Source organism: Campylobacter concisus (assembly GCF_003048775.2).
GTDB lineage: Bacteria > Campylobacterota > Campylobacteria > Campylobacterales > Campylobacteraceae > Campylobacter_A > Campylobacter_A concisus_I.
Genome location: NZ_CP049272.1, coordinates 1,478,657 through 1,504,152, shown reverse-complemented (window position 1 = coordinate 1,504,152; position 25,496 = coordinate 1,478,657). Strand labels below are relative to the sequence as shown.

Sequence of the window (25,496 nt, the reverse complement as noted above, 5' to 3'; positions counted from 1 at the left end):
TTAAATATTTCGCTTTATTGGCGATTTGAACTCTAATTTAAATTTATACTCAAGACCTGCTAGATCAAGCTCTTTTTTGTTTATATGCTTTTGAGTGTTGTCCAGATCTTCGCCGGAGTTTCTCTTATAAATTCCAGCGATTCTATCCTCTTCATCCATGCTTAAAATACAGAGTATATCGCATTTGCTGATGCGTGCAAGAGGGCTGGCGCTTGCGTAGATCACAACCTTTATAAATGGCATGATAAATTTAAAAAATGGTCTTAGCTCATCTTTGTGATCGGCTTTAATTTTTATCCTTGGTCGTATAAAAAAGAGATTTACGCTCATTACACCATCGTCTATGACAGCTATCTGATGCGGTTTAAAGTCTCCAAAGCCTTTGCGCCTTAGTTCTTTACCAAGTGTGCTTTTGCCACTACCATGAAGCCCAGTAAGAGCGATTAAGGCTCGTTTTTTATCTTTTAAAATTTCTTTGCAAGCCTCATTTAATGCTTCAAGCATTATTTATAGCCTCTATTTCTAAAATTTGAATATAAATTTCCTAGCACCGGCGTTGAATATATAAAAAGCTTCTTTTTAACCCTAAAAATGTAGTCACTCTCGCTCTTCGCATTGTTTGATATGTCTATGCGTCTTATCTTAAATTTATCATCTCCTACGCAAAATCCGCCATCTATCACACTAAAAGCAAAGTCATAATACTCTCTTACAACTTTTAGTGAAAGCTCGTTAAAGTGCCCTTTGGGAAAGCAAAAGCCAAATTCTTGTTTTTCAGGAAATAGCTCTTTTATCTTAGCCAGCGAGCTAGAAAATTCCTCTCTTAATTTTACTTCATCGTTGCTCTTGCAAGAAAAGTGGCTCGCCGTATGGCTGTCAAACTCAAAAAGCCCACTATCTCGCATCTCTTTGATTTCGTCTAAATTTAAAAAATACTCACCGTCCTTTTCGTAGTCTATTTCTTTATGTTCTTTAAATGCAAAGTCGTAGTCTTGCCTTTTAAAATCCTTGATCTTGTCTGTTATCAAAAAGCAAACGGCTGGGATATTTAGCTCTTTTAAGATAGGAAATGCAAATTTATAATTGTCAAAATATCCATCATCAAAGGTTAGTAAAATGCTCTTTTTGGAGGCTTTTGACCTGCTGGCAACGATATCTTTAAACTGGCCATAATTTATAAATTTATAGCCCTCATCAAGCGCCATAAGAAGCGCTTTTTTAAATAGCTCTGGTTTAATGGCAAAGTCATTTTCATTGTTATTGCAGTGGTGCATCGTTAGCACGCAAACTGGGTAGTTCATTTTTGCTCCAGTAAATTTTTAATAGCTTCTTTTAGCGCCTTGTGGCTAAAGTTTTCATCCACAAATTTAAAGGCGTTTTGTGAGTAAATTTTGGCTTTTTCAGGCTCATTTATCAGCTCTAAAATGCACTCTTTTAGTGAAATTTCATCTAAATTTCTAGCACAAAGCCCACGCTCTTTATCTTTAACTAGCACGTTCATCGGCGCGTTATCATAGACTACAACTGGCACTTTTGAGCTCATCGCCTCAAGCAAAACTGTGCCAAGCCCCTCAGAGTGCGAAGCAAATACGTAGATATCAAAGCTTTTTATAACGTTTGCCGCGTCATTTCTAAAGCCAGTGAAGATGATCTTATCTTTTTTGCTAAAAATCGAGGCAATCTCATTTTTTGTGCTTTCGCTGATATTTCCTGCAAAAACTATTGTGGCGTCCTTCTCTTTTAAAATCTCTTTTGCTGCATTTGCAAAGTCGTAGACACCTTTCTTGCGGTAAAGCGAAGTAAATGTACCGATAACTAGCTCATCTTGAGATATATTAAACTTATCTCTAAATGTGCTTTTTGTATCATCTATCGCCTCCACATCGACTGTACTTGGCATAAAAACTAGCTTATCTTCGCTAACGCCGATGCTTAGCAGGTACTCTTTGACGCTATTTGAGATGTATAAAATTTTATCAAATAGTCTTTTGTGCATTAGTTTTGAAAGGAAGCCTTTTATAGGAAAAAGATTATGCCTTTCCTTGTAAAATTTAACGCCTTTGCTTCTGTAAAATAGCCCAGCAATTGCTCCAACCCAGCTATCAGTAGAGCCATGTGTGATCAAGGCATCTATCTTGTTCGAGCTTATTGCTTCGCAAAGTGCTGGTACGCTTTTATGAAAATTTTTCTTATTCATCTCTTGTGCTATAACACTAAAGCCTTCTTCTTTTGCAACGCTTTCTATCTGAGAATTTGGGTTGCAAAAAAGTATGACATTGTGACCCATCTCGCGCATAAAACGCATCTCATTTAGCGTCTTATTTTGCTCGCCACCCCAGTTAAAAAGTGTCTGCGTGTGAAGAATATTCATCTACCTATCCTAAAATTTCTTTTATTTTGGCTTTTATTTTTGGCATTTCGTCGCTAAAATCCATCAATGTCTTTTCTATGCCATGCTTTGATATGCCCTCTTTATCGCAAGGCACAAAGTCCCAATCTTTTTGATAGACGATATGCTTGCCCATGCTTTGTATGCCATTTTGCGCTGTGTAGCCATTTTCCATAAGCGAGTTATCCCAAGGCCCCCACTCAAAAGCATTGCTTGGACCAAAAAAGGCTATGACTGGAACGTCATTTGCCGCAGCGATGTGCATTATAGCAGTATCAACACCGATAAAAAGGCTTGAGTGCTTTGATAGGGCGATCGTTTGTTTCAAATTTAGCTTGCCACCTAAATTTATAGGCTCGCTCTTACAAATTTTTAGTACGCTTGCTAGCTTTTCTAGCTCATTTTCTTTATTATCACTTGTTAGCACGACCTTTACACCAAGCTCATTTTCGCAGTAGTCGATGAGCTCTGCCATACTCTCATCATTTGCGCATTTAAACATCCAGCGGCTTGTAAGATGCATATGTACAAAGCGTTTTGGTAAATTTAGATGCTCCACACTCTCGTCCGAAAATACACTCACCTTTTTGCTAACCGGTTCAAATCCCAAAGCCCTTAAAGCGTTTAGATTATGATCGATCGTATGTGAAAAATTTTCATAGTATTTTGCTTTGACGTTTAGAAGTTTATTTATTGATTGATTTTTGCCAAGAAAGCCTACTATTTTTTTGATCTTTGCATATTTTGAGATGATGATACCACGATCCCCCGTGGTTGTTTGCACCGCCATATCGTACTTCTCTTTTTTGATGGCTTTTATAAATTTTATCTCGGTAATTAGTTTTTTTAAAAAGCCAGAATTTGCACTTTGTCTATCGTAAATGTGAATTTTGTTTATGTAAGGATTTCCTTCGATCATCGCTTCTGTACCTTTGTTTAGGGCAAAGTCTATGGTTGCGTCTGGGTAGTAGTGGTGCAAATTTTCAATGAGCGGCGTAGTCAAAAGTACGTCGCCGATATTTCTAAATTTAATTACAAGTATTTTCATTTTATATATTTCCAAAATGTGTACTGGGCGTAAAGTCTAGCTATAACGTAGCCAGTAAAGCCCTCTTTAAAGCCACCTTTTAGCACATAAAGCTTAAAAAATGTCCAAGCTGGGCTTGTTAGAGCTTTAAATAAATTTCTTTTTGCCCCCATGCTTGAGTAGCGATTTTGCTTGGCGATAAACTGCTCGATGCTCTCGTACGCGTAGTGCAAGAAGTGATTTTTAAGCGATCCAAGCTTTTGTGAGCCGTCATTTAAAATGACTTTTTCATGCACGGCTCTGCCATCAAATTTGGCAAAATTTTTGTTAAAAAGCCTCACTGTATAGTCTGGATAGAGCCCCATATTTTTGATCGATTTGCCAAAGAAAAAATTTAGCCTAGCTACGTTGTAGGCCATAAATTTTGGCTCTTTTAGTGTGCTGATGATCTCATTTTTAAGCTCATTTGTGATCACCTCATCACTATCAAGCACAAATACCCACTCATTTTTGGCTAGATCCACGCCTCTTTGCTTTTGCGCGCCAAATCCCAGCCAAGCTTGCTCGTGAAATTTTACATTGCTAAAGCCATTACAAATTTGCTTTGTGCCATCGCTTGAGCCACTATCAACCACGATGACCTCATTTGCAAAATTTGTACTTTCTAGCACTTCTTGTAGATATTTTTGGCTGTTAAAAGTTAAGATGACGATACTTAGCATTTATACTCATTTTCGTAAAATCTCTTAAACCTTTGGTGAAACCAAAAGTACTCTTCTGGCCTTACCCTCACCATCGCTTCGCACGCGCTACACTGCATTTGTGTCGCTTTTTGCACGGCCTCTTCTTTGTCAAACGTGCTTATGTCTATAGGCTGCTCAAAGTAAATTTCATTTAAATTTTTCTCTTTTTGGTAGATAAACGCATTTATGATAAGGGCATTTGTCTTTTGCGCTAGCACGCTCGCAGCTGGCGTGTGAAGCACATCTTTGCCAAAAAATTTCACCTTTATCCCATCTTTTGGTGCGGTATTTTGATCGACTAAAATTCCTACTATTCGCCTAGCTTTTAACGCTTTTAAAATATCTTTTGCACCACCATCTTTATCTATTAGCTCCACGTCAAACTGCGATCTATTTGCTCTTAAAATTTTATCCATGACACTGCTATCAAGCTTTCTGCCAAGTGCTGAAGAGGCTCCAAAGCGAGCTGCGACAGCTAGGCCAAATATCTCCCACTGCCCAAAATGCGCAGTTGTAACTATGATAGGCCTGCCAGATTTTATCGCATCAAGCAAAAAGTGCTCATTTTTAAAAACAACTTGTTCAAGTATCTTTTGCTTTGTCGTGTTTTGATTTAGGATGAAATTTATACCAAGATATTTTGCAAAGTTGTAGTAGCATTTTTTGGCGATTTCTAGCTTCTCTTCTTTAGTTTTCGTTTCGCCAAAAGCAAGGTCTAAATTTGTCATCACGACGTGAAATCTCTTTTTTTTAAGCTTCATAAACGCAAATGCTAAAAATTTAGCAAGCATGTTTTGAAGCGAGCTAGGCAGTAAAAATATAAGAAATTTTAAAGTATAAAAGCCAGCTAGATAGAGCCTATCCATTTAGTAGCCTTTTTGCAAAATTTGCAATCGTTTCTGGGTAAATTTCTTTTATACAAAAGTCGTTTTTATCGATACTTCTCGCATCTATTTGCTTGCCCATATCTATAACTAAATTTTTATCCGTGATGTAAGCATTTCTGTGGCTTGGACGGTTGCCAAAAAGTGTGATAGAAGGCCTATTTACAGCCCAAGCAAGGTGCGTTAGGCCACTATCGTTGCCAATTACTAAATCACAGCTTGTAATGAAGCTTATCATCTCTTTTATGCTAAGTTTTTCAAGTAGCTTTGCTGAGGTGCCTGAGATGATCGCCTCAGCCCTTACTTTCTCGCTCTCACTTCCGTAGCAAAGGTAAATTTCACATCCATCAAGTAGCCTAATCACATCTTTAAATTTGTTATAAATTTTGCTCTCTTCGCTTGCAAAGGCAGCGATTAAAACGCGTTTTTTGCCACTTTCGTTTTTATAAATTTCACTTGCTTCAAAGCAAGGCGCTTTTTCTAAAATTTCACTTGCTTCAAAGCTAAAATTTAGAGCGAAAGCCACAAGTGCCAAATTTCTAATGATTATATTTTCGTTGTAATCAATTTTAAATTTATGTCTATAAAGCCTGGCTGCGATCTTTTCTTTTACACTTTCTCTGCTAAAGCCATAAGTTTGCTTGCCTATTATTTTCGCGACGACGGCTGATTTAAAAAGCCCTTGCAGATCGATCACTTTGTCAAATTTACCAAGCGTTTTTAGTATCTTGTAGCTTTGTTTAAAGCTTTGTTTAAGCGGTAAAACGACTAGCTCGTCGATAAGCGGATGATCTTTTAAAAGGCTTGCAAAACGAGCATCAACTAGCCACGTAATATGGGTATTTGGATAGTGCTTTTTGATAAACTGAAGCACAATAGCTGCATGCACGATATCCCCAAGAGCGGAGAGTTTGACGATGGCTATTTTTAGTTGATTTTTGTTTTGCATTGATCACTTTAGATATAAATTTTTGGTATGATTTTAAAAAAAAATGCTTAAAAAAGGGCTAAAATGGCGAAAAGTTACATATGTGTCTTTGACTGCGAGACGATACCTGATGCAAATTTGATAAGAAAAATTTATGGCATTGATGGGAGCGATGAAGATGTGAGCGTGCAAGCGATGGCGCTGCAAAAAGAGGCCAGTGGGAGTGATTTTTTGCCTGTGATGTTTCATAGAGTGGTCGCGATCTCTGCTGTTATGGCTGATGAGTACGGCAAATTTTTAAAAGTTAGCACGATGGAGGGCAAGGATGAGCGCGAGATCATCGCTAAATTTTTAAAATTTATAAATGACTATAACCCAAGGCTTGTTAGCTTTAACGGCCGTGGCTTTGACCTACCGATGCTAATGGTGCGTGCGATGCGCTACAATCTAAATGCAGCCGCGTATTACGAGAGCGAAAACAAAGAGCTAAATAAAAATAAATGGGAAAACTATAGAACCAGATATTCGCCTAAATTTCACCTTGATCTGCTTGATTTTATAAGCGATTTTGGAAGCGTAAGAGGGCTAAAGCTTGATACGCTTTGCGCTAGCTTAAATTTACCTGGCAAGTACGATGTGCACGGCGATCAAGTGCTTGAACTCTACTACGCAGGCGAGCTTGATAAGATAAACGAGTACTGCGAAAGCGACGTGCTTAACACCTACTGGCTCTTTTTAAAATTTGAACTTTTACAGGCAAATATCTTACAAGATGACTATATAAATCACCTAAACGTGATGAGTGAATTTCTAGCCAAAAACTGCGCTCACAGAGGATACACTGAGGTCTTTTGCGCTGCGATAAGCGACGAGCTAGCTAGACTTGATGGCAAGCTTGATTACGAGATAAAGATCCAAAAAGAAGACGATGAAGAATTTGACGATTTTAGCGATCTTGATGGTGTGAAAGATACACCAGAGCAGCTAAATGAGCGTTTGGTAAGACAAGGACTTGATGGGCTTTTAAAAAAAGCTAGCGAGGTTGCGTCAGCTACAAAAAAAGATAAGAGTTTTGACGAAGAGAAACTACCTGAAATAAATTTGGACGAAGAATAGAAAATCTATGCTTTTAGGCTGTAAAATATCTTTTGCTATTCTATGGAATTAATATCCTGATCCGCGGAATATCACGGGTATTCAAATCCAAATTCATACTCTTTTAAAACTCCATTAGAAAAGATGAATTTCTCATAGTAGAGTGGCATATCAAATTCTTGCAAGAGGTTGCTTTCATTTTGCTCAGTGATGTAGGTGACAATAGAGGTGGCATTTTCTTCTTGCAGATCGTTTGGCTTGCCTAGCTTCTTTAAAATTTGGTCTTGTTTGTCACCAAGTTTGATGCCAGAATTTGTAGTAGAAATTTTTTATTATATTTATTTTTGCAAAGTATTTTTGATGCCAATTGGATCATCTATGACTGTTAAATTACCTTTACCTCACTATTTTCTATTTGTTCGAATTCTCCAGTCGATATTTTAGTGGCTTTGCTAAGTATTAAGAGCTCAAAAACATATAAATTTTGTCATATAAATATTAATACGTTACTCAAATTATCTAATTACTACTTATTTTTATAAAAGTTTTTTCTCATGTCATTAAGAATTTTTGGAGTGATTTGATTTATATAAAGTCTATTCTTTTTACCATGATCTGCGTAGTAATTTTCTACTTTATTAATTTTTTCATCGTTTGTAGTTTCATCTATATATCCAAATTTCCAAAAGTACTCATATAAATAAAATTCTGAGGCTAAGTTTTTAAAAAGTATATAAAAATCCACCATGTTTCCGTCTCTGTCTTGAGTTCCGCCTTTAAACTCAACTATATCGCCATTAGCTGTAACGCTCCACATAGACATATCGTCATAACAAAAACTCCATTTTTTTGTCTTGTTTTTGTAAATAATTGCGCACTCTTTTATATCTATCGCGCGACCTAGATTGTCATCATTATAATTACGTAAAATCTTTACAGAATAGCTATTGCTGCCTATTTTAAAATAATAGTTAGATACGTCTTTGTATTTAAAATTTTGTATTTCATCTTTTCCCATACCATTGCAAGCCAGCAATGATACTAATAAAAATGCACTATTTAAAAATTTGAAAAATTTCAGCATTTCTAATCCTTGTATAATTTTCTTTTCTATCTCTTTTACTCTGGTCGTCGGTTCCCCTATTAATAACATATGTTATTTTATCCACTACATTTTCGTTATTTGAGTCATTTTTACTCTCATCTGCTATTTTGTGCAAATTGTTGGAAAGCCAAAACCAAGCAGCACTCATTATCGCGTACTTTCCATATTCGGCTACTAAAGTAGGTTACATCTTCTATTCTTTTATCAAATTTATTAGTCAGGTAAATTCTTGGATGTAAATTTATAAACATCTACGCTACCGTCTTTTTCCTCATATAGCCATAGCTCACAGATATTTTCAGGATTAGTGTCAAAGAACTGAACCAAGAGAGTATTTTTGTTTATCCATTTAAAATCAAAGTCATAAGAATAGTTATTTGCATCATAGGTCTTGTATCTTATATTTTTCATACATTCTATGTCTTTTATAGGAGGTTCATAAATAAAAACATTCAAAATTGGCTCTTTGTACATATTTAATATTGTATCTCTGCGGTAAGTGACCATACTTTCAACCCAAATTTTCTTTGCAAGCTTTTTACAGTCTTTATTCAAAAACTTTTTAGGTATCGTCTTTTTCTCCCAGCTATTATCATGATCATCTGTTGCAAATGATAAATTTACAGCTAAAAGTAAAGCTAAGATTATTTTAAAGATTGATTTCATAAATATATCGTTCATTATTAATCGGGTAAATTTTTAGACGTAAAACTATATACATCTACGCTACCATCTTCTTCTTCATATAGCCATAATTCACAGCTTGATTTAGAATATTTATCAGCATGAAAATGTAGTTGTACCAAAAGACTTTTGTTGTTTAACCACTTAAAATCAAAGTCGTAACAAAAATTTTTATTACACTCTTTGTATTTTTGATTTTTTAGATGTTGTATTTCTTTAATTTTTAAGTCGTAGTCGCCATATAAATTTAAAATAGGCTCTTTGTATATATTTAATATAGTTGTTTGACGATAGGAAACCTTGCTTTCATTCCAAATGTCTTTTGATATTGTTTTGCAACCTTGACTCAAAAACTTTTTTGATATTGTCTTTTGCTTCCAGCTATCATAATAATCATCTATATAATCATCTGTTGCAAATGATAAATTTACAGCTATAAGTAAAGCTAAGATTATTTTAAAGATTATCCTCATAATATTTCTCCAAAAGTATTTTTGTATCCTTCCTTTAGTATTTCCAGTGGGTCTGCTAGATCCTTACGTCTTTTAAATTTATTGTTCGAATCATTAGTGACAGTTAAAGGATCATCTTTGTTGGCTCCATTTGTAAAGTACTCAAAGTGAAGCATGGTTACTATTTTTTTATCAACTATATTTGGGTGATCACCGTTATCAATCATTAGTCCAGAATATCCTATAACCTGACCTTTTCGTACCATATCACCCGCTTTTACTTTTACTCTTGAAGGATTAACCTCGCCATATCTTATTATAAAGCTACCAAATTCTACTGTGTCGTATTGTATCGTTATGTGATCGGTTTTACAGTAAAAATTACCAGTCTTTATTACTTCGCCATCAGCTATAGATACTATCTCTACATCTGACTTAAATGTTTTTATGTCTACATTCTTTTTAAAAGGCATATCTGTATATAGATCTCTTGCGGCGTGTTGTCTTTAGCCATTGTTTCTATTTCTGCCAAATATTGCTTGGCTCTCGCCCTTGTCTCCCAACATAAGCGTCCAGTCATATTCCATACCTCTATTATTTAAAGGCTTGATTTTTAGTGGAAAAACTATCTCATTGCTCATCTCCACTTTTACTAAGACTTCCTCATCCCCATCTTCCCACATACCTTTATCTACTCTAGTTAAACTCTTTGATTCATTAAAAGAGTTAATAAATTTATCCATATTCTCTTTACTTAATAAATTTATACCAAGTTTATCATCTTTATCTGCATTAGACTGATTATTACTAGAGATCTCTTCTTTTGCATAAATTTGATAGCTCTTATTTGTCTTCTCATCACTTTTTAGCTCTTTGCTTAGCTTATCATCTTCATAGATATTTATCTCATTTGATGAGATATCTTTACTTATATATAAGTAATTATCATTTTTTATTAAAGCATCGTCTTTATTATCACTAAGATTTAATTTAGCATCAAATGTCTTCTCTTTTATAGCATGCTCAAACTCATATATAACTAGCTTATCGTCTTTAAATTTAATATATAGAGGTATCTTTATATCTATTCTTATATGATTTTTGCCATATCTTGTAAAAAACTTAAATTTATCCTTATCACCTTCAAGATATGCAAAAAATACTATAGTATGACCACCTTGTTTTAGTTTATCTAGATCATCTTTTTGTATAACATCTGAAATTTTAAATGTTATCTCTTTACCCTTTTGATCTTTTAAGCCTACTACATCTTTTGGATTTGATTTGGATAGCTCATCATACTCTTTACTATTTATTACCTTATATCCCCAAAGTATCTCTTTATATCTCTTACTACCTTTTTCTTGTTTATATATAGCCTTTAAGCTTATTGGCTCATTTGTCTTAAATGGATACTCACTATCAGAGATTACATTTGTTATATGATCTGTTATATCTCTTAACGAGACCTTATTGCTATAGCAAAAGTTAGAGCTACTCTTATCTTGATATCCTAAAGATATTACAGCTGTATCAGAGTGAGCATGAATATCTTTAGTGCTATAAACTTTACTTAGATCACTTGAATAAAGTATAAATTTAGTATCTCCTTTATTCTCTTTGTCTATTGGGATATTAAATGTAGCTGTATATGAGTTTTTGATATCTGAGTCTTCATTTTTTACTAAAGATATACTCTCATATATACTTTTATCAAAGCAGTGATGAAGATATATCTTATCTATATCTTCACTTGCCTTACCATCTTCGTTTTCAATGATGAGATTGTTTATTGTAAGAGTAAGACCTGAACTTGATGCTGATGTAGGCACTACATTATTGCCATGAGCTAGACGAAGCTTTATATCAAACATAGCTGAGTCTTTATCATCCCTTAGGGTAAAGTTATTCTCTTTAGCGAAATTTAATAAAGAGAAATTTAGGTGTTTGTTGTTAGACGTTTGGTCTTTAAAGTACTTCATGCTTATAACGCCATCTTCTAGCTTATACTCTATATCATCGCTATTTTGCTTTATGCTAGTAAAGGTAGCACCATTTATCTTATCTTCTTCATTTTTGTTTTCTTGATAGAGTATTACCGTATCTTTGCTCTTTGCATTTTTAAACTTTATCTCTTCATTTTTACTATCTTCGTAAGAGTCAAATTTAAAGTCAGTAAGTATTAGCTCGCATAAATTTACCTTACTATAGTTTGGCCTACTAGAATTTAGCTCTTTTGGGTTTAGCTCACTGCAATCAAATGGAGTCTGACTAGCTAGAACAACGGTAAATTCGCTCTTTTTAGGTTGAAAGACTCTAATAGGAGTTGTCATTTTCCTTGGGCATAGCAAGAGTATATTTTCTTGTTTGTAAAATTCCTCCTCTCTTTGCCTTAGGAGCTTATTTATTCTTGAAGTGTTTGAAGCATTTGAGCTGATTAAATTTACGCAGTATATGTTTTCAAGGCTAAAGGTCTTTGTACTTTGAGTGCTTAATAAAGAATTTATCTTTGTAACAAATGGCTGAAATAAAGCCTCACATTTTGATGCATCTGATGCATTTAAATTTGATCCATTTTCTTGAAGCTTCATAAATTCTAAATGAGTGACGTTTTGGATGATTTCTTTATTGTTTTGGTTTTTTGATTTATATTTTGCTTTGGATATATTTAAATGACTAAAAACATCTATACACTCGGCAAAATTAACATTTTGTTCATCACTTTCATAAAGCCCAAACTGAGTTGAAATTTTTTCTCGCAAAAGAGATGTTTTATTGCTTGCCTCATCACTAAAGCTCTCATATGCTAGCCAAAACCAGGCCTTAAAACGATTTTTGCTTTTGATGTAGCTTGCTATGGATGGATCAATATTGCTTTTCTTGCTGATATAAAGAAGTGCTAAAAGCGCGACATGCTCTCTTGAAATTTGGTTATTTTGTGTATCTGAAGTAAGTGAAACGGCTTGTAAATTTTTAAGTGGCGAGTTGTTTAATTTTTGATTTATCTCTTGGATTAGCGGCGTAAGCTTTTGCTCCAAGATGGCATTTAACTGATCTTCTGAGCTGAATTCAAACTCAGGCAAAGTATCAGCATTTCCAGACTTTGCATAAGCCTCTTTTGCGGCATCATTTATCTTTTTAAAAAGTTCATCTGTATTTATCTTTTCTATGGTAGTCTTACTCGTGGTGTTAGCAATAGTTTGCTTGACATCTTTTATGACTTTGTCTTTGTTATTTTTATAAATTTGAGTACAAATAAGTTCTATATCATCTTTTAAACTAAAGCCATATCCGATGAGTAGTTTGTTGTTAGATATAAATGGTTTGCTTATGTCATTGTCATATGAAAATTTTATGATATCTATTAAATTTCTTTTAAAATTTACATCATTTCTGGGCGTTAGAGGCATTAAACTTCCTTGGAAATTTTTGCTAAATATTAGCACAAACTTAAAAAGTATTCAACAATAAAACTTTATAGTAAAAATTTATATCAAAAACATAAATTTGCATGTTTTTATTTTTGACAAGGCTATTTAAAAGAGCTTGTAAATTTAAAGCGCCTTTATAAACTCTTTAAATTTATCGCCTCGCTCGGCATAGCTCTTAAACTGATCAAGGCTCGCAGCTGCCGGGCTTAGAAGCGCTATCTCGCTAGTCTTTAGCTCTTTATTTATCTCATTGACAGCATTTTGTAAAAAGTCGCATTTTAAAGCCGGTATGCCAAATTTAGTCGCTAATTTCATGAGTTTGTCACTATTTGAGCCAATGGCGTAAATTTTTACTCTTAAGCTCTTTAAGTATTCAAAAAGTGGCGTCATGTCAACACCCTTATCATCGCCACCAAGTATTAGATGTATGAAATGATCTTTGTAGCGTTTTACGGCTTGTATGCTCGCATCTATGTTAGTCGCTTTTGTGTCATTGACCCAGGTTTTGCCATTTTTATCGCTAAATTCTTCAAGCTTATTTGCCTCGATGACGAAGGTATTTAAAAGCGCGACATCGCAGCGGTCAAATAAAATTTTCTCTACCGCAAGTGCTAGCAGCGCATCAAGCAAAAATGGCGTTTTAAAATTTATATCATCTACGCTTACGCCACAAAATTTGGCCAGATCGCTCTCATCTTTGTAAGCGATCACTTTTGCCTTTGTTGGTGTGTTGGCGTAAATTTCAGGCACTATCGCCACGCTACTTTCGCTCATGCTAGCAAGCGGCTTTAGCTTAGCCTTTTCATACTCGCTCATGTTACTATGCCAGCTTAGATGATCTGGAGTGATCGGCAAAAGCACGTAGATACCAGGTGTAGCGCGCTTTGTGTAGTGCAGGGTAAATGAGCTAGTCTCAAGTATCCAAATTTTAGCGTTTGGGTCTAAATTTGCTAACGCGATACCAACGTTACCGCCCATGACTGAGCCCTTGCTCTCTAACAAGTGCTGCGTCATCTTGGTTGTCGTAGTCTTGCCGTTTGTGCCGCTTATCCAGATGTTAAATGGCAGATTTTCTTTATAAATTTCATAAAAATAGTCATACTCGCTAACTAAATTCTTAGCTTTTTTAATAAGCTCGTGATGAGGCGGGATGCCTGGGCTTGGTATCTCTAGGCTGCTTTTTGCTGGATCAAATTCGCTAACTGGCAAAATGGCATTACCAAACTCATCTTTTGAAATTTCACTAAATTTATCATCATAGATATCCCAAAGACCGTCTTTTGTGAAATTCTTTGCAATTGCCTTTGTCGTGCCACCATAGCCAAATAGTGATTTTCTCATGACTTTCCTTATCTGATCTTTAGCGCAGTTAGTGCGATTAGGTTTGCTAAAAGTGCGATGATCCAGAAGCGAACGATGATCTTATTTTCCGCCCAGCCTTTTATCTCAAAATGGTGATGTATAGGCGCCATGAGAAAAATTCTGCGTTTGAAAATTTTAAAGCTTCCCACTTGTAAGATAACGCTTAGGGTTTCAACCACAAAGATGAGGCCAATGATGATGAGTAAAATTTCGTTTTTTGTCGCAACGCCCATAAAACCAATATATGCTCCAACGCTTAAGCTACCGCTATCACCCATAAAGACTTCGGCCGGATGGCAGTTAAACCATAAAAAGCCCATTAATGAGCCAATTAGAGCTGAAGAAACAACAACGCTTTCGCCAACGCCTATGATCTTTGGCAAGAGTAAATATGAGCTAAAGACAGCGTGTCCGCAGATATAAGCAAAAACGCCAAGTGTTAAAAGTGAAAATATCGATGGCACAGTAGCTAGCCCGTCAAGCCCGTCTGTTAAATTTACCGAATTTGAAGCAGCGACTATGACTAGCGTCCAAAAGAAAATGGCAAAAATTTTCATGTCAAAGATCGGTTGCTTATAAAATGGTAGGTAAAATTCAGTGTTTAACTCTTTGCTAAAGTACAAAAATGATGCGATCAAAAAGGCGATGAGAAATTGAAAAAATAGTTTTGCTTTTGGGCTTAGGCCGGCGTGATTTTTTGCTCCTAAAATTTTACTGTAATCGTCCTTGTAGCCAAGCAGCGTAAAGCAAACTAGGCAAAAGAGCGATGTTAAGACAAATGCGTTATCAAGCCTTGCGCAAATTACCGTGGAAAGTACGGCTGTAAAGACAAAAACAAGTCCACCCATGGTCGGCGTTTTGGCCTTTTTTTGGTGAGTTTGCGGGGCAAGCTCATAGATAGGCTGGGCAGCGTTTTTTGCCTTTGCCCAAGCGATAAATTTGGGCATCAAATAAGTTGTGAGTGCAAAAGCGATGAAAAAAGCGATACCAGCACGAACGGTGATGTATTGAAAGATATTAAAATTTAAAATTTCATAGATATAGTAAAACATGAGAGCCTTTATTTTTAAAAAAAGCAATTTTAGTATAATGGCCTTAAAAATTATCTAAAATTAAGGATAAATTTTCAAAATGAGTCAAAAAACTATTTTAATAATAACTGATGGTATTGGATTTAATAAAAGCGGTAAATTTAACGCATTTGAGGCGGCTAAAAAGCCAAATTATGAGAAATTTTTTAAAGAAATTCCAAACTCGCTCATAAAGACATCTGGAAACGCTGTGGGACTACCTGAAGGGCAGATGGGAAACAGCGAAGTAGGGCATATGTGCATAGGAAGTGGGCGAGTTTTGTATCAAAATTTGGTCAAAATTTCACGTAGCTTCGCTGATGGCTCTATAGCAGAAAATGAAGCCCTAAAAACTCTTTTTAAAAAGTGCAAAAAGATTCACATCATAGGGCTTTATAGCGATGGCGGCGTGCACTCACATATGGAGCATTTTGATGGTATGTGTGAGCTTGCCAGCAAAAATGGTTGCGAAGTTTTTGCTCACGCTATCACCGACGGACGCGACGTTAGCCCAAATAGTGGCATAAATTTCATAAAAAGCTTAGAGGCTAAATTTAAGGTAGCTACCGTTTGTGGAAGATTTTACGCGATGGATAGGGATAGACGCTGGGAACGTGTAAAAGAGGCCTACGATAGCTTGGTAAATGGAGCAAATTTAAGCAGCTTATCGCCAAGTGAGTATCTACAAAAAAGCTACGATGAGGGCGTGACAGATGAGTTTGTAAAGCCAGCAAGCTTTAATGGCTTTAAGGGCATGGGCGAAGATGACGGCGTGATCTTTATAAATTTTAGAAATGATAGAGTAAGAGAGATTTGCGAGGCTCTGGGCGAAGAGAAATTTAGCGAGTTTGAGCGACCTTTTGCTATCAAAAATCTAATTACTATGACCGAATACGACGCAAATTTTAATTTTGAAGTGCTATTTAAAAATGAAAAGATAAAAAACACCCTAAGCGAGGTCATAGCAGCGGCTGGACTAAGGCAGCTTCACACGGCTGAGACTGAAAAATACGCCCACGTCACATTTTTCTTTAACGGTGGCGTCGAGGAGTTAGCTAGCAATGAAACGAGGGTACTAATCCCTAGTCCAAAGGTAAAAACCTACGACGAGAAGCCAGAGATGAGCGCAGCAGAAGTTTGCAAAGCCGTACTAAAAGGCATGGATGACGAGCAAGACTTCATCGTGGTAAATTTCGCAAATGGCGATATGGTGGGGCATACTGGCAACTATGAGGCTGCTATAAAAGCAGTAGAGGCAGTAGATACGGCTCTTGGAGAAATTTACACTAAGGCAAAAGAGAAAAACTATGCGATGATCATCACGAGTGATCACGGAAACTGCGAAGAGATGCGTGATAGCAGCGGTGAGCTACTGACAAATCACACGACTTATGATGTCTTTTGTTTTGTGATGGCTGATGGCGTAAAAAAAGTAAAAAACGGCGGTCTAAATAATATCGCTCCTAGTGTTTTAAAGATCATGGGGCTTGAAATTCCAGCTGAGATGGACGAGGCGTTAATATAAAATAATGGAGTTAGTCGAGTTTTTTGGAGCTGATAAAGTCATAACCTTTATGCTCCTTTTTGCACGTCTTAGTGGGCTTATCGTATTTTTTCCATTCTTTTCTCACAATCAAATCCCGCTTAGCGTAAAAACTTTGCTAGTTTTTGCTCTTTGTATTGTGCTTTTTCCATTATCTCACGCTCATGAGCATGCTATAAATTTTTTGATCATGGAAATTTTAAGTGAGGCTATGCTCGGACTTTGCGCTGGGCTTTTGCTAAATATCGTTTTTGCAATACTTCAAATGGCTGGCGAGCAGATCTCGATGATTATGGGTTTTTCGATGGCTTCAGTGCTTGATCCACAAACCGGTACAAATTCACCAGTGATCGCAAATATTTTAAATTTTATCGCGCTTCTTGCATTTTTGATGCTTGATGGGCACCATTTAATATTGCAGTTTTATTCCACTTCACTTTCTGCTATACCGCTTGGAGATTTTTATCCAAGAAGCGGTGTGATGAGCTACGCCCTAAAGCTCTTTGGCAATCTTTTTATGTTTGGATTTGTTCTGGCTTTCCCTATTATCGCGCTTTCTATACTTTCAGATGCTATTTTTGGCATGCTTATGAAAACTATGCCACAATTTAACCTATTAGTCGTTGGTTATCCTATTAAGGTAAGTATCGGCTTTTCGGTTTTGATAGCTATTTTAGCTGGCATTATAAAAATCATAACTGATATGATGGTGCAGATTTTAAACGATATGCCAGCACTATTTTTTTAAGTAAATAGCAATGAAATTTATCATAAAATACAGCCTCAAGCTCTTCAAGGAGGGATTATGAAAGTTGCACTTGTAAACAAAAACCCAGCAGTTTCTCGCCTTATAACGTTAAGTTTAAATAAACTAGGCATAGAATATAGCGAATTTGACGATATTAATAGTGTTGGAGATCAATTTGATTATATTATCATCGATAGTGATATGGATAGCAGCGATGTTAATTTAAATCAAAAGATAATGTATCTAGCACCTAGAGGCGGTGAAAAGCCAGATTTTGCTGATGTTATGCTTGAAAAGCCCTTTTTGCCAACAGAATTTATTAGTTTATTTGAGCAAAACAAAGATACTGACAATGATAAAGAACTTGAGCTTGGACTAGATGAGTCTGCAAATTTTAATGACTTTGACGAAAGCAATAAAAACTTTGATGATTTAGAAAATTTTGAGCTTCCAGAAATTGACATGGGGCTTGAAAATTTAGCAAAAGAAGATGATAAGGCAGATAAATTTGATAATGAGGCTTTAGATGATGAGTTTTTAAAAGAGGAGCTAAGTGAACTAGAGACCGAGGATTTAAAGGATAAAGATATCAGTTTTGATGAAACAGACACTGAACTCATAGATGATGATATTATAAATGACATAGCTAGCAAATATATGGCTGATTCAGAAGATCTGGATAAATCCTTAGAGCAAAATAATGAGCCGCCTGTGATAAAAGAAGAGCATAGTGATAACTTTAATGAACTTAGTTCGCTTGTGGATGAGATAGATGATATGGGCGAGAGCGACTTGGCGGATGAAGAGGCGAAAAACGAGCTTGATAAAATGGTTGAGCAAAATTCTCAAAATTTAGAAACTGCCGAGCTTAATGAAGATTTTGTAGATGATATAAGCCAAAGTAAAAAAGAGCTCAGTGAGATCGAATCTTTGGATAAAGAGCTAAACGAAGAAGCTAGTGAAGATAGCGAAAATTTTGATGAGCTAGAGACTGATTTTGGTAGTGATGAAAATTTTGAGCCTGAAAGCAGCGAGCTAAATTTGATAGATGAAGCTAGTCAAAATTTAGAGGAAGATATAGATAAAGAATCTACCAAAGAAACAGAGGAGATTTCTTTAGACGAAGATATAGACCTTGAAAAAGAGCCAGTCAAAGAAGATCATGAAGAAATTTCTGAAGAAGTCCTTGCTCAAGAAGATCTAGGTATGGTAGATGAGGTATTTGAAGAAGAAAATTTTAAAGAAGAGACGTTGGGTAGCCTAAATTTTGATGTAGCGTCTATTGAAGAAATAGATGAAAATACGATGCAAGCGGCATTTGGATTAAATATTGCTCCACAAACTAGCTCATGCGATGAAACAAAAATCGATGCTGACTATAAAGAAGAGCTAACCAAAAAGATCACAAAACACGTCCATGAGTCGTTAAACGAAAGCTCGCTAAGAGATGTGCTAAAAGATATGAACATAAAGATAAATATAAGTTTTGAGGAAAAGTAGTTGCAAGGACAAATTTTAGTAGTTTCTGGGCCTAGTGGAAGTGGAAAAAGTACGCTTTTGGGTCGCCTTTTAAAGGAAGAGAAGGATCTTTATTTTTCTATTTCAAGCACGACAAGGGCAAAAAGAGAAGGCGAAGTTGATGGAGTGGATTACTATTTTATAAAAGAAGATGAGTTTAAAAGCGGTATAGAAAAGGGCGAATTTTTAGAATGGGCGCAGGTACATAAAAACTATTATGGCACGAGCCTAAAACCAGTTTTAGCAGCGCTTGAGGCTGGGAAGATAGTTATATTTGATATCGACGTGCAAGGCTTTCACATCGCACTTGAAAAATTTAGAAGCTACATAACTTCAGTTTTTATCACGACTGCAAATAAAAAAGAGCTTAAAAAACGCTTAAAAAACCGCGGAACTGATAGCGACGAAACGATAGAAAATCGCCTAATGAACGCAGTTGGCGAGATGGAGCACATCTTAGAATATGATTATTTTTTGGTAAATGATGACATTGAAAAGAGTTATAAAGGCCTAAAATCAATTCTTAGAGCGATGAGGTTAAAAAGCACGAAAATAGACTTAAGACGCGTTATTGATGAGTGGATAGATTGCTAGAAATTCAGGAATTTATGATAACATTTTGAAAAATTTATTGAGGAGAAAAAATGGGTTCTTTTAGTATTGGTCACTGGCTAGTTGTTTTAGCGATTATTGTTTTACTTTTTGGAGCAAAGAAGATCCCAGAACTTGCAAAAGGACTAGGCAAAGGCATAAAGACTTTTAAGGCTGAGATGGAAGATACAACACCTGAAAAAAGTGAGAAAGTCGAGCATAAAGACGAGAGTGCTGCTGGTCAAAAAATAGAAGAAACAACCAAAAACGCATAGGTTTTAGAGTTGAAAAATAAAATAAAAGCTGAAATTTCAAAGGTTTTGGAGCGTGAATTTGTGCTTGAAAAGCCAAAGGATAAAAATTTAGCCCACTATGCTACGCCACTTTTTAGCCTAGCAAAGGAGTTAAGAAAGTCACCAGCCATGATAGCTAGCGAGTTTGCTGATAAATTTAGTGATAGCAAAATAGTTGAAGCTAGTGCGGTAAATGGCTACTTAAATTTTAAGCTAAAAAGCGAGTTTTTAGATGAAATTTCAAAGCAAATTTTGCTAGATAGCGAAAATTTTGCAAAAGAAGATGCGAAAAAAGATAGCTATTTAATAGAATACATCAGTGCAAATCCAACTGGACCGCTTCACATCGGGCATGTTAGAGGCGCAGTTTATGGTGATACTTTGGCAAGACTTGGCAAAAGACTTGGCTATGCTATCTCAACAGAATACTATATAAACGATGCTGGTAATCAAATAGATCTGCTTGGTACTTCGATATCGCTTGCGGCAAAAGAGCAGCTTTTTAACGAAAGCGTCGTCTATCCAGAGAAATACTACCGCGGGGATTATATTTTAGATATTGCCAAGCTTGCAAATGAGAAATTTAGCAAGGAAATTTTTTATGATGAGAGTAGAAACCTCGAACTTGCCGAGTTTGGCAAGGATATCGTGCTTGAGATCATTAAAAAAGATTTAGCTGACGTTGGGATATTTATAGAGAGCTGGGCTAGTGAAAAGGCTCTTTATGACGGCCTAGAGCCAACTATAAACAAGCTAAAACGTTCAAATCAAATGTATGAAAAAGAGGGCGCTACTTATATCGCTTCGACTACGCTTGGCGATGATAACGATAGGGTTGTGGTTAGAAATGACGGCAGACCAACATATCTAGCTGGCGACATTATCTATCATAATGCTAAATTTGAGAGAAATTTTGACCACTACATAAACATTTGGGGCGCGGATCACCACGGATATATCGCAAGGCTTAAGGCTGCGATAAATTTTCTTGGATACGATGAAAACAAGCTTGAAGTGATACTTATGCAGATGGTTAGCCTGCTAAAAGAGGGCAAGCCATACAAGATGAGCAAGCGCGCTGGTAATGCCGTGCTAATGAGTGATATCGCAAGCGAGATCGGTGCTGAGGCGCTTAGATTTATCTTTATAAGCAAAGCAAACACAAGTAGTTTGGAATTTGACGTGGATGAGCTTAAAAAAGAGGATAGCTCAAACCCTATCTTTTATATAAACTACGCTCATGCTAGGATAAATCAAGTCTTCGCAAAGGCTGGGAAAAACGTTTGTGACGTGATAAATGCAAATTTTGAATGCCTAGATGAAAATGCTAAAAATTTACTTTTTGAGGCGCTAATCTTACCCGAAATTTTAGAGGATGCTTTTATCTCAAGACAGCTTCAAAAGATCCCAGACTATTTGAAGTCACTAGCTGCTAGTTTTCATAAATTTTATAACGAAAACCGTGTGGTTGGAAATGAAAACGAAGATAGCCTGTTAAAGGTATTTGCAGTCGTTGCTATCTCGATAAAAACAGCATTTAATATAATGGGAATTACAGCTAAAGATAGGATGTAGAATTTACATTTATTTTGGCTAAAAGCAACAAAATTAAATTTGAAAAAAATGTTTATTTAAAAATATCTCAAACTCATGATGCTCTTGAGAATTTAAACACCTTTTTTCTCAAATACAATTGCAATAGTTTTTACTATGATCTTTATCTCCAGCCAAAGCGACCAGTGTTTGATGTAGTAAAGATCATACATTAGTTTTTGTTTGGCGTCGTGTGTATTTGAGCCATAAGGGTAGTTTACCTGCGCCCAGCCAGTAATCCCTGGGCGAACGATGTGGCGTTCATTGTAGTAAGGGATCTCTTTTTCAAAGAAATTTATCCAGTGTCTTCGCTCAGGCCTTGGACCTATCAGATGCATTTGTCCTCGAAAGACATTTATACACTGCGGCACCTCGTCTATACGAGTTTTTCGCATAAATTCGCCAAATTCAAACACTCTCTCATCATTTTCACTAGCAAATTTTGCCCCATCTTTCTCGGCATTTTCCATCATCGAGCGAAATTTTATACACTCAAATTCCTTGTTATCTAGCCCAACTCTACTTTGTAAAAAGTAAAGACTTCCAGGCGATTGCTCGTCTATCTTTCTTTTTACATAAAATTTTAGGCCAAAAAGCAAGATAAAAAGTATCAAGCAGCTAGCATAATCGATCATTCGCTTGAGTGCGTAAGCAAAGGCACCATAAGGCCTTATCTCATCTAAAAAATTAAGATTTTCACCATTTTCTGGGATATAACATTTGTGCAGATAAATTTCTAAAAAATTCTCTACGTTTAGAAATTTTATCTTTTTATACTTCGTTTTAAACTGCAAAAGCGTGAGAAATCTAACCAATTTGCCATCAACTGGCTTTGCGGTATTTAGCACGATTAGCCTTTGATCGCCTGATTTTATGAGATTTTCTAGTGCGCTTCGCAAGGCTTTTGCGTCGCTATTTTCATGGGATAAAAAATTTACTTGACCAAATTTCTTTCTAAGCTTTTCTAGTTCTAGGCTGGTAAAAGCATATTTTTCGCCAAGGATGATCATAGTCCTATCCCTTTATCTTTATTTTAAATTTGCATTATAAAATTCGCCTAATTATACCCAAACGTGCTAATTGCATTTTTAAAAAATAGATTAAGGTTAAAATATGTCTCATAAATTTCTTGCTGTGCTTGTTTTAGCGCTGATCTCTGCCATTTCTTTTGCGCTCTCAAACACGATTTTAGCTAAATTTCACACAAATCCGCTCATCATCTCCATCATTTTAGGCGCCATTTTTGCAAATCTTTTTACCAAACAGACTCAAATTTTAAAAAGTAGTGGCGTCGTAGCGATCGCTGGGAAGCAAATTTTAAGGCTTGGTATCATACTTTTTGGCTTTAATATAAGCCTTAGCGAGATCGCAAGTGTCGGCACTCTTGGCGTGATATATGCAGCTTTTATGGTATTTGCGACCTTTTGCTTTGCGCTTTTTGTAGCCAAAGCCTTGGGGCTTAGCAAGGATAGTGCCGTGCTCATTGGCTCAGGGGCAAGTATATGCGGTGCAGCTGCTGTTATGGCTACACAAAATGAGATAAAAGCAGACGCAAACAAGCTTGCTATCGCCATTTGCACGGTGGTGCTCTTTGGAACGATCGGCATGTTTATCTATCCATTTATCACTAAATTTCTAGCTCTCACGCCACACCAAACTGGCTTTTTTATCGGCGGCTCACTTCACGAAGTAGCCCACGTAGTCGCAGCTTCAGCGGCATTTGACAGCGCAGCAAGTAGCACCGCCGTCATCATAAAAATGCTTCGCGTCATCATGCTTGTGCCATTTTTGTTTTTGCTAAATTTCTTAAATTTAAGCCAAAATAGTGGCGGCTCAAAGCTAAAGAGCATACCATGGTTTGCGCTATTTTTCCTAGTGGCGATCTGCGTTAGATCTTTGCCATTTTTCCCCGAAAATTTGGTACAAATTTTAAAGCTAACCGCTAGCATATGCCTTTGTGTTGCTATGTGTGCTTTGGGATTTGGGATAGATAGGAGTATATTTAAAGCGACGGGCAAAAAGCCATTTTTGCTAGCATTTTTTATATTTTTATGGCTTATTTGTTCTTCGCTTATTTTTGTTAAGACTCTTTGCTAGTTTTTAGCTTTTGCAAAAACTCTTCGATGTTGTATTTTGCCCTGTAGGCTGGGCTTAAAAGGTGTATCAAAATGTCGCCAAGGTCCATCACGATCCAATCAGGCGAGCTCTCCGTGCCTATAAATTTCTCTCCAATAGGCTTAAGCTCCTCTTTTAGATCCTCAGCCAGCGAGTAAGCGTGCCTCTCGCCAAGCGTTGTAGCGATAACTACGGCTTTTACAAAATAATCATCTCCACTCATATCAAACACTTGTATCTCTTCAGCCTTTTTTGCATCTAAAACCTTAACTATACTTTCGGTGCGCTCTTGCATCGATCTCTCTTGCATTTTTAATCCTTGGTAAAAATTTATAACTTCATCTTTTATCTTGCTAGGCAGCTCATCAAGCCCCTTTTGATGCCTGATCTGCGACGAGCTAACATCCACGTGCACGTCCATTTTTTGTAAATTACGTGGAATTTCTATGTGATTGCGCTTGGCGATCACAAACTGCACTAAGCTTTTTAGCTCCTCGTAGCCATGCCATTTATCAAGTGTGGCTAGGTGGTCTGCGCCTATTATGAGATAAAATCTTTCTATCTTGAATTTCTCATACAAATACTTAACCGTCTCTATGGTAGGCACTGGGCGAGCTAAATTTATCTCATAGTCTGAGATCTCGACCTTCTCTAGGCCGCCCCAAATTTCTCTTATCCACTTTAGGCGAAGCTCTGGCGGAGCTGAAAATTCACTCTTAAAGGGGCTTATAAAAGTTGGCATGATGATGAGCTTGTCGATATCAAGGCCACTTAGTGCCATTTTCACAATGCTATCGTGTCCTAAATGAACCGGATCAAAGCTCCCGCCAAAAAGTGCTAACTTCATCTATTAAAGTGCCTTGTTTATATTTGTTTTAAAATTCTTTTTTGTAGAATTAGGCGTAATTATATCAAAAGGAGCTAAGATGTCAGTTAAAGTAGCAATAAACGGCTTCGGGCGTATCGGCAGGTGCGCTGCTCGTATTATTTTAGAGCGAGACGATGTTGAGCTTGTCGCTATCAACGACACGGCGACGCGCGACATGACGCGCTATCTGCTCAAATACGACAGCGTGCACGGCGAATTTAAGCAAGACGTTAAGGTGATAAGCGACGATTTTATAGAAGTAAATGGTAAAAAGATAAGAGTTTTTTCAACAAGAGATCTAAACGAGCTTAGCTACGCAGACTACGGCGCAGACGTGGTTTTGGAGTGTACGGGCAAGTTTTTGACCACCGAAAAATGTGAGCCATACCTAGCTCGCGGTATCAAAAAAGTCGTCATGAGCGCTCCGGCAAAAGACGACACGGCGACGTTCGTAGTCGGCGTAAACGATGACAAATACGCAGGTGAAGCGATCGTCTCAAATGCAAGCTGCACCACAAACGGCCTAGCACCCGTCGCAAAGGTGCTAAACGATAAATTTGGCATCGTAAAAGGGCTTATGACCACGATCCACGCTTATACGAACGGACAGAGCCTAGTAGACGTAAAAGCTAAAGACTTCCGCCGCTCGCGCGCTGCGGCTCTAAATATTGGGCCTACGACCACCGGAGCCGCAAAGGCGATCGCAAAAGTACTTCCCGAGCTAAACGGCAAGATGCACGGTCAAGCGGTCCGCGTACCTGTCGCTAACGTCTCTATGGTCGATCTAACGGCGGTTTTAAAAAGACCAGCCAGCAAAGAGGAGATAAACGAGGCGTTTAGAGCGGCTGCTGAGTCGAATTTGAAGGGAATTTTATTTGTCGATGACGATTATAGGGTTAGTAGCGACTTTTGCACGAGCGCGTACAGCAGCATCGTGGCGAGCGACACTACGCAGGTCATAGCTGATGATATGGTGAAGGTCTTTGCGTGGTACGACAACGAGTGGGGCTACTCGACAAGGCTTGTGGATCTAGCTAAGATCGTAGCTACGAAGTAA

25 protein-coding genes are annotated in these 25,496 nt (G+C 36.8%); 9 read left to right on the top strand and 16 right to left on the bottom strand.

The window, feature by feature from the left end; all coding sequences use genetic code 11:
- Genes CVT17_RS07485 through waaC form a run of 7 tightly spaced genes read right to left on the bottom strand, consistent with a single transcriptional unit; the run spans position 1 to position 5,992 of the window.
- Entirely contained in the window at positions 1–504 is a 504-nt protein-coding gene (locus CVT17_RS07485; protein WP_084041300.1) for a hypothetical protein, read from the bottom strand.
- On the bottom strand, positions 504–1,301 hold the full coding sequence (locus CVT17_RS07480; RefSeq protein ID WP_084041301.1) for a polysaccharide deacetylase family protein: 798 nt from the start codon (positions 1,299–1,301) through the stop codon (positions 504–506). The genes CVT17_RS07485 and CVT17_RS07480 overlap by 1 nt, the downstream gene beginning before the upstream one ends.
- Positions 1,298–2,371: a glycosyltransferase family 4 protein gene (locus tag CVT17_RS07475; RefSeq protein WP_107770664.1), complete on the bottom strand. Its 1,074-nt coding sequence runs from the start codon at positions 2,369–2,371 to the stop codon at positions 1,298–1,300. The genes CVT17_RS07480 and CVT17_RS07475 overlap by 4 nt, the downstream gene beginning before the upstream one ends.
- A gap of 4 nt (positions 2,372–2,375) precedes the next feature.
- The gene (rfaQ, locus tag CVT17_RS07470) at positions 2,376–3,437 is read right to left on the bottom strand and encodes a putative lipopolysaccharide heptosyltransferase III (RefSeq protein ID WP_107858543.1); all 1,062 of its coding nucleotides are present in this window, start codon (positions 3,435–3,437) and stop codon (positions 2,376–2,378) included.
- A complete protein-coding gene (locus tag CVT17_RS07465) occupies positions 3,434–4,138 on the bottom strand; it encodes a glycosyltransferase family 2 protein (RefSeq protein ID WP_107770666.1) in 705 nt (234 codons plus the stop codon). Before CVT17_RS07465 ends, rfaQ begins: the two co-directional genes overlap by 4 nt.
- On the bottom strand, positions 4,132–5,025 hold the full coding sequence (locus tag CVT17_RS07460) for a lipid A biosynthesis lauroyl acyltransferase (RefSeq protein ID WP_107858542.1): 894 nt from the start codon (positions 5,023–5,025) through the stop codon (positions 4,132–4,134). The genes CVT17_RS07465 and CVT17_RS07460 overlap by 7 nt, the downstream gene beginning before the upstream one ends.
- Entirely contained in the window at positions 5,018–5,992 is a 975-nt protein-coding gene (gene waaC, locus CVT17_RS07455; protein ID WP_107770668.1) for a lipopolysaccharide heptosyltransferase I, read from the bottom strand. The genes CVT17_RS07460 and waaC overlap by 8 nt, the downstream gene beginning before the upstream one ends.
- 63 nt (positions 5,993–6,055) lie before the next feature.
- Here waaC and CVT17_RS07450 point away from each other — a divergent pair, with 63 nt between their 5' ends.
- A complete protein-coding gene (locus CVT17_RS07450; protein WP_107858541.1) occupies positions 6,056–7,087 on the top strand; it encodes a 3'-5' exonuclease in 1,032 nt (343 codons plus the stop codon).
- A 505-nt stretch (positions 7,088–7,592) separates the two neighbouring features.
- Here the strand turns inward: CVT17_RS07450 and CVT17_RS07440 are convergent.
- The 7 genes from CVT17_RS07440 to mraY form a co-directional block, all read right to left on the bottom strand.
- Entirely contained in the window at positions 7,593–8,150 is a 558-nt protein-coding gene (locus CVT17_RS07440; protein ID WP_107770671.1) for a hypothetical protein, read from the bottom strand.
- Positions 8,151–8,384: 234 nt separating this feature from the next.
- Positions 8,385–8,837, bottom strand: a complete 453-nt coding sequence (locus tag CVT17_RS07435) for a hypothetical protein (RefSeq protein ID WP_107770672.1) — start codon at positions 8,835–8,837, stop codon at positions 8,385–8,387.
- A gap of 17 nt (positions 8,838–8,854) precedes the next feature.
- Complete coding sequence (locus CVT17_RS07430; RefSeq protein ID WP_072594473.1) at positions 8,855–9,328, bottom strand: hypothetical protein; 474 nt, start codon at positions 9,326–9,328, stop codon at positions 8,855–8,857.
- Positions 9,325–9,780: a M23 family metallopeptidase gene (locus CVT17_RS07425; protein ID WP_230853285.1), complete on the bottom strand. Its 456-nt coding sequence runs from the start codon at positions 9,778–9,780 to the stop codon at positions 9,325–9,327. The genes CVT17_RS07430 and CVT17_RS07425 overlap by 4 nt, the downstream gene beginning before the upstream one ends.
- Positions 9,781–9,813: 33 nt before the next feature.
- A complete protein-coding gene (locus CVT17_RS09385) occupies positions 9,814–12,717 on the bottom strand; it encodes a hypothetical protein (RefSeq protein ID WP_230853284.1) in 2,904 nt (967 codons plus the stop codon).
- 144 nt (positions 12,718–12,861) lie between these two features.
- Entirely contained in the window at positions 12,862–14,079 is a 1,218-nt protein-coding gene (gene murD / locus CVT17_RS07420) for a UDP-N-acetylmuramoyl-L-alanine--D-glutamate ligase (RefSeq protein ID WP_107770790.1), read from the bottom strand.
- An 8-nt stretch (positions 14,080–14,087) separates the two neighbouring features.
- Positions 14,088–15,152, bottom strand: coding sequence for a phospho-N-acetylmuramoyl-pentapeptide-transferase (mraY, locus tag CVT17_RS07415; protein WP_107770789.1), 1,065 nt, complete (start codon positions 15,150–15,152; stop codon positions 14,088–14,090).
- Positions 15,153–15,231: 79 nt separating this feature from the next.
- On the opposite strand from mraY, the gene gpmI reads away from it, so the two are divergent.
- The 6 genes from gpmI to argS are packed head-to-tail and all read left to right on the top strand — an operon-like array spanning position 15,232 to position 21,438.
- Complete coding sequence (gpmI, locus tag CVT17_RS07410; RefSeq protein ID WP_107858537.1) at positions 15,232–16,695, top strand: 2,3-bisphosphoglycerate-independent phosphoglycerate mutase; 1,464 nt, start codon at positions 15,232–15,234, stop codon at positions 16,693–16,695.
- A gap of 4 nt (positions 16,696–16,699) precedes the next feature.
- Positions 16,700–17,461 (top strand): flagellar biosynthetic protein FliR, encoded by a 762-nt coding sequence (gene fliR, locus CVT17_RS07405; protein ID WP_103600644.1) that lies wholly within the window; start codon positions 16,700–16,702, stop codon positions 17,459–17,461.
- Positions 17,462–17,518: 57 nt separating this feature from the next.
- A complete protein-coding gene (locus tag CVT17_RS07400; RefSeq protein WP_107858536.1) occupies positions 17,519–18,961 on the top strand; it encodes a Highly acidic protein in 1,443 nt (480 codons plus the stop codon).
- On the top strand, positions 18,962–19,573 hold the full coding sequence (gene gmk, locus CVT17_RS07395; protein ID WP_054197076.1) for a guanylate kinase: 612 nt from the start codon (positions 18,962–18,964) through the stop codon (positions 19,571–19,573).
- Between the two features lie 50 nt (positions 19,574–19,623).
- Positions 19,624–19,845, top strand: a complete 222-nt coding sequence (tatA, locus tag CVT17_RS07390) for a twin-arginine translocase TatA/TatE family subunit (RefSeq protein ID WP_107770785.1) — start codon at positions 19,624–19,626, stop codon at positions 19,843–19,845.
- Positions 19,846–19,854: 9 nt separating this feature from the next.
- A complete protein-coding gene (gene argS, locus CVT17_RS07385) occupies positions 19,855–21,438 on the top strand; it encodes an arginine--tRNA ligase (protein ID WP_107770784.1) in 1,584 nt (527 codons plus the stop codon).
- Between the two features lie 92 nt (positions 21,439–21,530).
- Here the strand turns inward: argS and CVT17_RS07380 are convergent, their stop codons facing one another.
- Positions 21,531–22,466 carry a sugar transferase gene (locus CVT17_RS07380; protein WP_107858535.1) on the bottom strand — a complete coding sequence of 312 codons (936 nt, stop codon included), beginning with the start codon at positions 22,464–22,466 and terminating at the stop codon, positions 21,531–21,533.
- Between the two features lie 103 nt (positions 22,467–22,569).
- On the opposite strand from CVT17_RS07380, the gene CVT17_RS07375 reads away from it, so the two are divergent.
- Entirely contained in the window at positions 22,570–23,553 is a 984-nt protein-coding gene (locus tag CVT17_RS07375; RefSeq protein ID WP_107776311.1) for a YeiH family protein, read from the top strand.
- On the opposite strand, the gene nadD is transcribed toward CVT17_RS07375, so the two are convergent.
- Positions 23,537–24,418: a nicotinate (nicotinamide) nucleotide adenylyltransferase gene (gene nadD / locus CVT17_RS07370; protein ID WP_107770781.1), complete on the bottom strand. Its 882-nt coding sequence runs from the start codon at positions 24,416–24,418 to the stop codon at positions 23,537–23,539. The two genes, CVT17_RS07375 and nadD, sit on opposite strands and share 17 nt — an antisense overlap.
- Before the next feature lie 79 nt (positions 24,419–24,497).
- Between nadD and gap the strand changes: the two genes are divergently transcribed.
- Complete coding sequence (gene gap / locus CVT17_RS07365) at positions 24,498–25,496, top strand: type I glyceraldehyde-3-phosphate dehydrogenase (protein WP_107858534.1); 999 nt, start codon at positions 24,498–24,500, stop codon at positions 25,494–25,496.